A 12,277-nucleotide genomic window follows, 5' to 3' on the forward strand; every position below is an offset into this window, starting at 1 on the left:
TGTTGCCCTGTCTGCTGATCCAGGGTGGCCGGGGCTTGTGCGCCCCGGCGAAGGGCAGTGATTTTAGTTGAGCTGCCGGTTACCAGGCAATCGCCTTGCCTTGGTAATCGATAAAGTGATGCCCGCCTTTGCCTGCGTAGGTGTTGAGTTGCTCTACAAGGCCGGTGGTACTGGTCAGCACGTCGATGGCCGCGTTATCGCCGCCCATGTCGGTCTTCACCCAACCCGGATGCATCGACAACACGGTCGGACGGTTTTCACCCAACTGGCTGACAAAGGTGTTGGTCATCGAGTTGAGTGCCGCCTTGCTGGCTTTGTACAGCGCCAGTTCTGCGCCATCCGGGCAGGCAACGCTGCCCAGCCACGAACTCATGAACGCCAGCACGCCGGTACCCGGACGGATCTGCCCGATGAAACGCTCGGCCAGACGAATCGGCGCGACCGCGTTGGTCAGGAACAATTGCCCAAGCTCGGCCGCAGTCGACTGCGCCGCGCTCTGATGTTTGGGGCCGGTGATCCCGGCATTGACGAATAGCACGTCGAACACCTCGCCGCGCAGCTTCTGGACCAGTACTTCCAGCGAAGCGGTGTCGTCCATATCCACCGTCTCGATCCGCACGCCGTCAACGGCCCTGAGGTTTTCAGCGTTCTGCGGATCACGCACGGTGGCGGTAACTTGCCAGCCCTGTTCAGTCAGGCGTTGAACCAGCCCGAGCCCCAGGCCACGCGAAGCACCGATGATGAGGGCGGTTTTTTTGGTAGTGGTCATGAAGGATTCCTTGGCAGATTGAGAGACAGATTCCATGGCAGGGCTAGCACGCCTCTCGACAGTTTCGACCTTGCAGCGTACTCCTGCCTATAAATTGTTGGAATCTCTGTCAGCCAGAAACGTTCATAGTTTGGATTATCGTTGCGCACGCTCCAGCGTCGGAACGCCTTGGGTGACACTCCGCGTCACAGATCTGCGCCGCGCCGCTCATCAGGGATAGGACGCAGAGCGTCCAGAACGGCATGCGACGCAGAGCGTCGCACGCTAGTCAAAAGTTGAAGCCCCCTCAATGCCCCGCCCGCCACGGCTGGCCCAGCGAAACCGGCGCGTACAGCCGGGTGCGCAGGGCGTCGCGGGAGAGCAGGACAAGGACGATGATGGTGGCCACGTAAGGCAGCATCGCCAGCAGGTTGGACGGGATCGCCAGGCCGATGCCTTGTGCCACCAGGTGCAGGATGCTGGCGAGGCCGAACAGGTAGGCGCCGAGCAGCAGGCGCCAGACTCGCCAGCTGGCAAATACCACCAGCGCCAGGGCGATCCAGCCACGTCCAGCGCTCATGTTTTCCGCCCACATCGGTGTATAGGCCAGCGACAGGTAAGCCCCGGCCAGCCCGGCCATTGCACCGCCGAACAACACCGCCAGGGTTCGCACCCGCAATACCGGCAAGCCCATGGCACTGGCGGCGTCCGGGTTTTCGCCGACCGCCTGGATGATCAGCCCAACGCGGCTTTTCAGCAGCGCCCAGGCCACCAGCGCGAACAGTGCAAAAGACAGGTAGACCAGCAGGTCCTGGGCAAACAGCATGCGGCCGATCAGCGGTATATCGCTGAGGAAGGGGATGGCCACCGGCTCGAAACCACTGAGCGGTTTGCCAACCCAGGCGGCACCCACGAAGCTTGAAAGCCCGACACCAAAAATAGTCAGCGCCAGCCCGGTCGCAACCTGATTGGCGTTGAATACCAGCGCCACCAGCGCGAACAAGGCCGAGAGCAACATGCCCGCCAGCATCGCCAGCAAGACGCCCAGCCACAGATTGCCGGTGCTCAGCGCAACGATGAAACCGATCACCGCCCCGAACAGCATCATGCCTTCCTGGCCCAGATTGATGACGCCGCTTTTTTCGCAAATGAGTTCGCCCAGTGCGACCAGCAGCAACGGCGTGCCACAACGGACCATTGCATAGAAAATATTGCTCAGCAGGTCGATATCCATCATGCGGCTCCTGTGACGGGTGTCATCTGGCGCTTGGCCCAGTGCAGTTTCAGGCGCGGCCGGTAGAGGATCAGCACATCGCAGGCGAGCAGGAAGAACAGCATCATCCCTTGAAACAACTGGGTGATGGCCAACGGCAGGTTCAGGGTCATTTGCGCGCTTTCGCCCCCCAGATACAGCAGGGCGATCAGCAGGCTGGAGAACAGAATGCCGATGGGGTTGAGGCGACCGAGAAAGGCCACGGTGATTGCGGCATAGCCGTAACCCGGCGAAACCTGCGGCACCAGTTGGCCAATCGGGCCGGCGACTTCCGACACACCCGCCAGACCGGCCAGCGCGCCACTGATCAACAGCGCCAGCCACACCAGGCGTTTCTCGCGAAAGCCGACGAATCCAGCCGCTCGCTTGTCCAGGCCCAGCACCTTGATCTGGAAGCCGACAAAGCTGCGTTGCAGCAACACCCAGACCGCGACCAGCGCGAACAGGGCAAAGTACACCCCGATGTGCGCGCGGCCATCTTCCATCAATAGCGGCAGACGGCTCGCGTCGCCAAAGGTCGCGGACTCCGGGAAGTTCATGCCGGCAGGGTCTTTCAGCGGGCCATGCACGAAATACAGCAGCAGGTTGAGGGCGATGTAGTTGAGCATGATGCTGGTGAGAATTTCATTGGCGTTGAATTGAGTACGCAACCATGCCGTCACGCCTGCCCAGGCCGCCCCGGCCAGCGTCCCGGCCAACAGCACCATCACCAGCGCCCAACGGCTTTCCATCTCGATGATATTCACCGCCACGGCACTGCCCGCCAGCGCACCGAGCAACAATTGGCCTTCGGCGCCGATGTTCCAGATGCGTGCCTGATAGGCAACCGCCAGCCCCAGTGCACACAGTAGAATCGGCAACGTCTTGACCATCAGCTCCGACAGCCCATAAAGATCGCTGACCGGTGCGATCAACAGGGTGTGCAGCGTCACCCACGGGTTCAGCCCCAGGCCGATGAACAGCAGCGAGCCGCAGATCAGGGTCAGGACGGCAGCCAGCAGCGGCGAGCACCACAACATGGCGCGCGATTGCTGGCCACGCGGTTCCAGAGAAAGCAGCATGTTTTGCTCCGTTAACCCGGCGTGTGGGCCTGGGTTTGAGAATGATCGAACTGTCCCGCCATCCAGCCGCCGATCTGTACGGTGCTGGTCTGTTCAGTGGGGATCAGGTCGGAAAGCTGGCCGCCGCTCAAGGCAGCGAGTCGGTCGCTGATCTGGAACAACTCGTCCAGGTCCTCGGAAATCACCAGAATCGCCGCCCCCGCATCGCGCAAGGCGATCAGCGCCCGGTGGATCGCCGCTGCTGCCCCTACGTCCACGCCCCAGGTCGGGTGCGCCGCGATCAGCAGCTTCGGGTTTTGTAGAATTTCCCGACCGAGAATGAATTTCTGCAGGTTGCCGCCCGACAGGCTGCGCGCCGGGGCCTGTGCGTCGGGCGTCTTGACGGCAAAGCGGCGAATGATTTCGTCGGCCAGGGCACGGACCTTGCCGCGTTGAATCAGCCCGTTGCTCACCAGCCCCTGTTGGAAGGCGGTGAGCAGGGCGTTATCCGCCAGGCTCAATTCCGGCACTGCGCCATGCCCCAGGCGTTCGGCCGGGACAAACGCCAGACCGCGCTTGCGGCGGGCATCCGGGCGCAGGTGGCCGACCGGTGTGTTTGCGAAACGCAGGGTCGCCGCCTGCGCATGAGGCAGCGTTTGTTCGCCGCTCAGCAGCGCGAGTAATTCATCCTGACCGTTACCGGCCACGCCCGCGATGCCGACGATCTCGCCGCTGCACACCTCAAGGCTAAGGTCTTTGAGGGAGCAGCCGAACGGGTCCGGGTTGTGCCAGGACAGTCTGTCCACTTGCAGAAAGGCCGCGCCGCCGCTGACTTTTTCGTAGTGCGCGGTCAGGCCCTCGGCATCGCCGACCATCAATCGTGCCAGCTCCAGATCGGAGCATTCGGCCGGAATACAGTGCCCGGAGACCTTGCCGTTACGCAGCACGGTTGCGCTGTGGCACAAGGCGCGAACTTCGCCCAGCTTATGGCTGATGAACAGAATGCTGCAGCCTTCGCTGGCCAGATGCCGGAGGGTGACGAACAGTTCTTCTGCTTCCTGAGGTGTGAGGACCGAGGTGGGTTCGTCGAGAATCAACAGGTGAATGTCCTGCATCAGGCAGCGAATGATTTCGACTTTCTGCCGCTCGCCGATCGACAGGCTGTGCACCAGACGCTGGGGCTCCACGGCCATGCCGTAGCGTTGCGAGACCTCGCGAATACGCGGTTCAAGTTGCTTGGGCGTGCCTGCCGCCGCGCCCATCGCCAGCGCAATGTTCTGCGCCACGCTCAAGGTCTCGAACAGTGAGAAATGCTGGAACACCATGCCAATCCCCAGGCTTCTGGCCTGCGCCGGATTGCGCATGATCTGCGCCTGGCCTTGCCAGATGATCGACCCGGCATCTGGCTGGGTAACGCCATAGATGATCTTCATCAGGGTACTTTTGCCAGCACCGTTCTCACCCAGCAGGGCATGAATTTCGCCTGGCTGAATGGTCAGGTCGACAGCATCGTTGGCCAGGCAACCGGGATACCGTTTGGTGATATGGCGCAACTGGAGACGCGCAGGTATCGCGTGGTTTGACATGAAAGGCTCTGAGGCAAAGTGGGTCGCCTGTGGATAAAGCAAAATCCTGGCCAATGGGTCAGGTTTCAGACGCGATACGCTGAATCAAGCCAGAACGAGGATTTTGTACTTTCGCAGATCGCATCAGCGGCGGTCGGTTTTGCCATTTCAGCACCAGTTCGGGGCGCGCTGATAACGCGAAGGTGCAAAACATGGCTTATTGATTTGAGTAAAAAATGTACAGCGCGCGGCGAGGGAGATGCAGTGAACCGATGCGCGAACGTTGCACCTGTTATCCACAGGTTATTCCACAGTTACTGTGCGCAAGCCGAAATGTGAAGAATAACGTCACACGGGTTAGCGCCCAAAGGTGCTAAAGCGCGCTAACAGACTGTTTTTGCGCCGTTTTTGCGGTTTCCGCAACAGATTGTACAAAAAATGATCATTCTTCTGAAAGCCGCGTCCAGCAAGGCGCGCAGTGGAGTGTGCTCAGCTTATCCACAGTCGGATGCACAGTAGATGTGGGCAATTGCCGTTGTGCTGTCTACTCCGTTGCGGCCTTGTGCAAAAGGATTCTGCCGCGACTCAGATCGGCCAGTTGCCGTTGCAGCGTATCGACATGTTCAGGGCCGATGGCAATTGCCATTTGCACACCATTGGCGGTGAATTCTTCGTTTTCCACCAGGCCGTTCAGCTCCGCCAAGCGCAGCTTGACCAGCGTCAGTTCACTGAAACTGCATTCGAGGTGGAATGCAGCGCGCTGTATCAGCGGCAGACGCTCGGCCTGCTGCAGGCATTTGTTGGCGCCGCCGCCGTAAGCGCGGGCCAGGCCGCCGGTGCCCAGTTGAATGCCGCCGTACCAGCGAATCACCAGTACCACCACCTGATCGAATTCCTGCGCTTCGATGGCGGCCAGAATCGGTCTGCCTGCTGTGCCGCCCGGTTCGCCATCGTCGTTGCTGCGGTACTGGCTGCCCAGTTTCCAGGCCCAGCAATTGTGGGTGGCGTTCAAGTCGCTGTGCTGCTCAATGAACGCTTGTGCGTCGGCCGGGCTGGCGATGGGCGCGGCGAGGGTGATGAAGCGGCTCTTGCGGATTTCTTCACGAAATTCGCAAGGGCCGGCAAGGGTAAAAGGCATGCGTGTGTCCAGCTGGCGTCAAGGTGCCGATTCTACAAGGCTGGCGGTGTCAGCCCACAACCTTTGAGGATGATCCGGATCAGATTGTTGCTGGCCTGATCCATGTCCTGCCGGGTCAGGCGAGAGCGGCCGGTGACACGACAGATCTGCGAGGCGAAGTCGGCATAGTGCTGGGTGCTGCCCCACAGCAGAAAGATCAGGTGCACTGGATCGACCGGGTCCATCTTTCCGGCATCGATCCAGGCTTGAAAGACCGCTGCCCGCCCCTGAAACCAGAGGCGGTAATCCTGGCTGAAATATTCGCTCATGCATTCGCCGCCGCTGATGATCTCCATGGCGAAGATTCGTGATGCCTGCGGTTGCCGGCGCGAGAACTCCATCTTGGCGCGAATATAGCGGGCCAGCGCTTCTGCCGGGTCGTCGTCGACGCTGAGGTTGTTGAACGTGCTGTCCCACAAATCAATGATATTGCTCAGCACCGCGACATACAGGCCCAGCTTGTTGGTGAAGTAATAATGAAGGTTGGCTTTCGGCAGTCCGGCTTTCAGCGCAATAGTGTTCATGCTGGTGCCCTTGAAACCGTGGCGGGCAAATTCGTCTTCGGCGGCCTGGATGATCGTTTCTTCGTTCTTCTGACGAATACGGCTCGCAGGCTTGGTGGCGCTGTGTGCTGGAACTTCAAGGGTCATGGGCTATTCCGGACAGGTCGTAGGGCGCGACGATTGAGCTGATGATGACTGAATAGGTAATGCACCGGCGACTATCTCGCAAGTGCGGCTATGGAAACCTATCGTGGTTGTTCAAGGGGTTTGCGTTCCGTCGCAGCCTGGGTCGTCGTCACGGCGACTTTACCCTCCGGAATCAGCAGGCACATGACAATGGCTGTAATGCCGCCGCTGGTGATTGCCGAATCGAACAGGTTCTGGACCAGCTTGGGCATCTGATGCAGCAGCGCCGGCTGCGCCGCAATGCCCAGGCCGACACCAAATGAGGTGGCGATGATCAGCATGCTACGCCGATCCAGTGGCGACTGGGCGAGGATGCGAACGCCTGCCGCCGCAACGCTGCCGAACATCACCAGCGTTGCGCCGCCCAGCACCGGTTTGGGGATCTGCTGGACGATGGCGCCGATATGCGGAAACAGTCCGAGGATGAACAGCACGGCACCGATGTACAGGCCGACATAGCGGCTGGCAACGCCGGTCAACTGAATCACTCCGTTGTTCTGCGCGAACGTGGTGTTGGGAAAGGCACTGAACGTCGCGGCAATCATGCAGCTCACACCGTCGCCGAGCACGCCACCCTTGAGCCGCGCCACATAGCTCGGCCCGCTGATCGGCTGGCGGGCCAGCATGCAGTTGGCGGTCAGGTCGCCGACGGTTTCGATACTGCTGATCAGATAAATCAGCGCGACCGGCAGGAAAGCGGTCCAGTCAAAATTGAAACCGAAGCGGAACGGCACTGGCACGCTGATCAGCGGCAGATCGTGAATCGGCTGCGGGATCAGCTTGCCGCTGAACCATGCGGCCAGGCTGCCGACAGCCAGGCCGATGATGATCGCCGACAAGCGCACCCATGGAGTGTTGGAGCGATTGAGCACAATGATCACTGCGAGTACGAACACCCCCAGCGCCAGGTTCAGCGGTGCGCCGAAGTCCGGTGCATTGAAGCCGCCACCCAGGTCAGTCACGCCGACCTTGATCAGGCTCACGCCGATCAGGGTAATCACGATCCCGGTGACCAGCGGGGTGATGACACGCCGCAACTGACCGATGCAACGACTGAGCACTATCTGCACCAGTGCACCGAAAAAGCAGACGCCGAAGATCATCGCCATGATGTCCTCCGGGCTACCGCCGCGCTGCTTGACCAGAAAGCCTGCCGACAACACTGCGCCTAAAAACGCAAAACTGGTGCCTTGCAGACAGATCATGCCTGCACCGATGCCGAACGGCCTGCGCGCCTGAATGAACGTGCCGGTTCCGGACACCATCAACGCCATGCTGATCAGGTAAGGCAGGTATTCGGTCAGCCCCAGGGTTGATCCGATAATCAGCGGCGGCGTGATTATCCCGACGAAACTGGCGAGCACGTGTTGGAATGCAGCCAGTATGGCCGTCAGCGGTTTGGGACGGTCATTCAGGCCGTAGATCAGGTCGTCGTTGTCAGAAGTTTCGGGCTGCATGGCGAAGTCTCGAAATGGGAAGTGCCATGTGCTGGCGCATTGGTATTCACGATCACTGCAAAAAACTGTCCACCTGCTCAGGTTATTTCCCAGTAAGCCCCTCTATTGCCTGCTATATCAGACGGATAGCGTTTTCAGGCTGCTCTCCTGACCGGGCGAATACGGCGGGTGCTGGCAAGAATGTGTCATCGGGTAGCAGCAAGCGCTTCCAGAAAGCCTTCGAGCACCAAATGAGGGCGTCGGCCTTTGCGGGTGACGGTGACCAGATTGAGGTCGTAAAATTTCGCGTCCGGTTTCAATGCGCGCAACCTGCCTTCCTGCACCCAGGCGTTGGCGTAATGATCCGGCAGATAGCCGATGTAGCGCCCGGTCAGAATGAGGAACGCGATGCCTTCCCGGTCGGAGGCACTGGCGGTGCATGTCAATGCCTTGTAGTGCTCCTGAATATCGTTCGGCAGGCGGAAGGTTGGAGCAACGGCTTCCTGTAGCGCGAGACGCTGGTCGTCGAGCATTGTGTTTTCTGCATAGAACAACGGATGACCCACCGCGCAATAAAGCAGCGAGCGCTCGCTGTACAGCGAATGATATTCCAGCCCCGGCAGCGCGCTGGCCTGCGGCACCACGCCAACATGCAGGCCGCCGTCGAGTACGCCTTGCTCGACCTCGGCGGGCGCGATCATGCGGATATTGATATGCACGCCAGGCCCACGTTCTTTAAGGCGCGACAGTGCATGGGTTATGCGCATGTGGGGGAGGGTGACGAGGTTATCGGTCAGGCCTATGTTCAACTCGCCGCGCAGGTTCTGGTGCAGGCCGTTGACCTCAGTGCGAAAGCTCTCCAGCGCACTGAGCAGTTGCAGCGATGACTGATAAACTTCGCGCCCCTCATCGGTCAGTGAAAACCCTGCTCGCCCCCGCTGACACAGACGCAAACCAAGGCGTTGTTCCAGATCGCTCATCTGCTGGCTGATCGCCGATCTGCCGATGCCAAGCGCACTTTCTGCAGCTGAAAAGCCCCCAGCCTCGACTACGCTCTTGAAGATGCGCAGCAAGCGAATGTCAAAATCACTGACCTGGGCCAACGGGTCGGAGCGGCGGATGCTCATTGTTTAGTTGCTCATTGTTTAGTGAAAGACAAACTAAAGATCATAAAAATCATGTTTTATGAACTTTAGCCGCGTGTCACTTTGGCTGCAATCACCGTTAGCTCAAGCGCCTGCGAGGCTCGCTCCCATGAATATGTTCGAATTGTCTGATGTGCCGGTCACAAGTCAGTTGAAGCTGGATGCTCACTGGATGCCTTACACCGCGAACCGCAATTTCCACAGCGATCCGCGCATGATCGTCGCCGCGCATGGCAGCTATCTGACAGACGACAAGGGCCGCAAGATTTACGATGGGCTTTCCGGTCTGTGGACCTGCGGCGCTGGGCATACGCGCAAGGAAATTCAGGAAGCCGTTTCCCGCCAACTGGGCGTGCTGGATTACGCGCCGGGCTTTCAGTTCGGGCATCCGTTGTCGTTTCAACTGGCAGAAAAGATTACCGAACTGACGCCGGGCAATCTCAATCACGTGTTCTATACCAACTCGGGCTCTGAGTGTGCAGATACCGCAGTGAAGATGGTGCGTGCCTACTGGCGGCTGAAAGGGCAGGCGACCAAGACCAAGATGATCGGTCGGGCGCGCGGCTATCATGGCGTGAATGTCGGTGGTACCAGCCTGGGTGGAGTAAACGGCAACCGCAAGATGTTCGGGCAACTGATGGATGTCGATCACCTGCCGCATACCCTGCTGGCCAGCAATGCGTACTCCAAGGGCATGCCTGAAGCAGGCGGTATCGCGCTGGCCGACGAAATGCTGAAACTGATCGAACTGCACGATGCGTCGAACATTGCGGCAGTCATCGTAGAGCCGATGGCAGGTTCTGCCGGCGTGATCGTTCCGCCGCAAGGCTACCTCAAGCGGCTGCGTGAGATTTGCGATCAACATAATATTCTGCTGATCTTCGATGAAGTCATCACCGGTTTCGGGCGCACCGGCTCGATGTTTGGTGCTGACAGTTTCGGCGTGACACCTGACCTGATGTGCATCGCCAAACAAATCACCAACGGCGCGATACCCATGGGCGCGGTGATTGCCAGCAGCGAGATTTACCAGACCTTCATGAATCAACCGACGCCGGATTACGCCGTTGAATTCCCCCACGGTTATACCTATTCGGCGCATCCGGTGGCGTGTGCTGCCGGGCTTGCAGCGCTGGAGCTGTTGCAGCGTGAGAATCTGGTGCAGCAGGTGGCAGAGATTGCCCCGCATTTTGAAAGCGCTTTGCACGGTATCAAAGGGGCGAAGAACGTTGTCGATATCCGCAATTACGGGCTGGCGGGTGCCATCCAGATTGCGCCCCGTGATGGCGATGCGATCGTGAGGCCGTTCGAGGCGGGCATGAAACTCTGGAAGGCCGGCTTCTATGTACGCTTTGGTGGCGACACCCTGCAGTTTGGTCCGACTTTCAATAGCCAGGCGCAGGATCTGGACCGGATGTTCGACGCGGTTGGCGAGGCGTTGAACCTGATCGATTGATCGTGCCGACAGGCGCTCTTCTTATGTAGGTATTTTTTACAGCGTCGGGCGCGAAGTGATTCGCACCTGATGCTGTTCTTTGGAGTTTTTCCCATGAGCAGCATCCAGCATCTGATTCACGGCAAGTTTGTAGCCGATGATGGCCGTACCGCCGATGTCTTCAATCCATCGACCGGGCAGGTTATCCACCAAGTGGCGCTCGCCAGTCGCGAAACAGTGCAAAAGGCCATCGAATCGGCCAAGTCGGCTTTCCCGGCCTGGCGTAATACACCGCCGGCCAAACGTGCGCAGGTAATGTTTCGCTTCAAGCAATTGCTGGAGCAGAACGAAGCGCGCATTGCCCAACTGATCAGCGAAGAGCATGGCAAGACACTGGAAGACGCTGCGGGCGAGCTGAAACGCGGTATCGAAAATGTCGAGTACGCCTGCGCTGCGCCGGAAATCCTCAAGGGCGAGTACAGCCGCAACGTCGGGCCGAACATTGATGCGTGGTCCGACTTCCAGCCGCTGGGTATCGTTGCTGGTATTACACCGTTCAACTTCCCGGCGATGGTGCCGCTGTGGATGTACCCGCTGGCCATCGCTTGTGGTAACTGCTTTATCCTCAAGCCTTCCGAGCGTGATCCGAGCTCTACGCTTTTGATTGCCGAGTTGTTGCACGAAGCCGGGCTGCCGAAGGGCGTATTGAATGTGGTGCATGGCGACAAGGTTGCGGTTGATGCGCTGATCGAAGCGCCTGAGGTCAAGGCGCTGAGTTTTGTCGGATCAACACCGATTGCCGAGTACATCTATAAGGAAGGCGCAGCACGGGGCAAGCGCGTTCAGGCCTTGGGCGGGGCCAAGAATCATGCTGTGCTGATGCCGGATGCCGACCTGGACAACGCTGTCAGTGCCTTGATGGGCGCCGCTTATGGTTCCTGCGGTGAGCGCTGCATGGCGATCTCGGTCGCGGTCTGCGTCGGTGATCAGATTGCCGATGCGATGGTGGCCAAACTGGTTCCACACATTCAGAGCCTCAAGATCGGTGCGGGCACCACCTGCGGGCTGGACATGGGGCCGCTGGTCACCGGTCAGCATCGCGACAAGGTCAGTGGTTACATTGCCGATGGCGTGGCGTCGGGCGCTACCCTGGTGGTGGACGGGCGAGACCTTCAGGTGGCCGGGCACGAACAGGGCTTCTTTATGGGTGGCTGCCTGTTTGATCGTGTGACGCCGCAAATGCGCATCTATAAAGAGGAGATCTTCGGGCCGGTGCTGTGCATCGTGCGCGTCGATAGCCTTGAGCAGGCCATGCAGCTCATCAACGACCACGAATACGGCAACGGTACGTGCATCTTTACCCGGGATGGCGAAGCGGCGCGGCTGTTCTGTGACGAGATTGAAGTGGGGATGGTCGGGGTCAATGTGCCGCTGCCGGTGCCGGTGGCGTACCACAGCTTCGGCGGCTGGAAGCGTTCTCTGTTTGGCGACCTGCATGCGTATGGGCCGGATGGTGTGCGCTTCTATACGCGCCGCAAGGCGATTACCCAGCGCTGGCCGCAGCGTGCCAGCCATGAAGCATCGCAATTTGCGTTCCCCAGCCTGTAAATTCCGAGGAGGGGAGATCGTCTTTATAGAACGATCTCCCGTGTTTACCGGGGTTCAGGAAATAGATTGCAGGTTTTTGAAATTAACGGTTGACGCCCTCTGTGATGTGTCTATAATTCGCCCCACTTCCGGCGCAGACGGAAACGAAAAAGCCTTGTAGA

Annotated in this window: 10 protein-coding genes; 2 read left to right on the top strand and 8 right to left on the bottom strand. The window is 59.4% G+C overall.

The window, feature by feature from the left end:
- Positions 1–79: 79 nt before the first annotated feature.
- The 8 genes from QRN38_RS25435 to QRN38_RS25470 all read right to left on the bottom strand — a co-directional run bounded on the left by QRN38_RS25435 (position 80) and on the right by QRN38_RS25470 (position 9,055).
- Complete coding sequence (locus tag QRN38_RS25435; protein ID WP_046463381.1) at positions 80–769, bottom strand: SDR family oxidoreductase; 690 nt, start codon at positions 767–769, stop codon at positions 80–82.
- Between the two features lie 286 nt (positions 770–1,055).
- Complete coding sequence (locus QRN38_RS25440; RefSeq protein ID WP_005770049.1) at positions 1,056–1,982, bottom strand: ABC transporter permease; 927 nt, start codon at positions 1,980–1,982, stop codon at positions 1,056–1,058.
- Positions 1,982–3,082, bottom strand: a complete 1,101-nt coding sequence (locus QRN38_RS25445) for an ABC transporter permease (protein WP_007245542.1) — start codon at positions 3,080–3,082, stop codon at positions 1,982–1,984. The genes QRN38_RS25440 and QRN38_RS25445 overlap by 1 nt, the downstream gene beginning before the upstream one ends.
- 11 nt (positions 3,083–3,093) lie before the next feature.
- Positions 3,094–4,647: an ABC transporter ATP-binding protein gene (locus QRN38_RS25450; RefSeq protein ID WP_057417904.1), complete on the bottom strand. Its 1,554-nt coding sequence runs from the start codon at positions 4,645–4,647 to the stop codon at positions 3,094–3,096.
- Between the two features lie 523 nt (positions 4,648–5,170).
- Entirely contained in the window at positions 5,171–5,764 is a 594-nt protein-coding gene (locus QRN38_RS25455) for an IMPACT family protein (protein ID WP_057417903.1), read from the bottom strand.
- Between the two features lie 32 nt (positions 5,765–5,796).
- Positions 5,797–6,453 (bottom strand): TetR/AcrR family transcriptional regulator, encoded by a 657-nt coding sequence (locus tag QRN38_RS25460; RefSeq protein ID WP_005770041.1) that lies wholly within the window; start codon positions 6,451–6,453, stop codon positions 5,797–5,799.
- A 98-nt stretch (positions 6,454–6,551) separates the two neighbouring features.
- On the bottom strand, positions 6,552–7,949 hold the full coding sequence (locus QRN38_RS25465) for a uracil-xanthine permease family protein (protein WP_007245545.1): 1,398 nt from the start codon (positions 7,947–7,949) through the stop codon (positions 6,552–6,554).
- 185 nt (positions 7,950–8,134) lie between these two features.
- The gene (locus QRN38_RS25470; protein WP_007245546.1) at positions 8,135–9,055 is read right to left on the bottom strand and encodes a LysR family transcriptional regulator; all 921 of its coding nucleotides are present in this window, start codon (positions 9,053–9,055) and stop codon (positions 8,135–8,137) included.
- A 127-nt stretch (positions 9,056–9,182) separates the two neighbouring features.
- Here QRN38_RS25470 and aptA point away from each other — a divergent pair, with 127 nt between their 5' ends.
- Positions 9,183–10,529 carry an omega-aminotransferase AptA gene (gene aptA / locus QRN38_RS25475; RefSeq protein ID WP_003383172.1) on the top strand — a complete coding sequence of 449 codons (1,347 nt, stop codon included), beginning with the start codon at positions 9,183–9,185 and terminating at the stop codon, positions 10,527–10,529.
- A gap of 93 nt (positions 10,530–10,622) precedes the next feature.
- The gene (locus tag QRN38_RS25480) at positions 10,623–12,116 is read left to right on the top strand and encodes a CoA-acylating methylmalonate-semialdehyde dehydrogenase (protein ID WP_057416435.1); all 1,494 of its coding nucleotides are present in this window, start codon (positions 10,623–10,625) and stop codon (positions 12,114–12,116) included.
- Positions 12,117–12,277 lie beyond the last annotated feature (161 nt).

This window comes from Pseudomonas sp. CFBP2511 (genome assembly GCF_030209255.1).
Classification (GTDB): Bacteria; Pseudomonadota; Gammaproteobacteria; order Pseudomonadales; family Pseudomonadaceae; genus Aquipseudomonas; species Aquipseudomonas avellanae.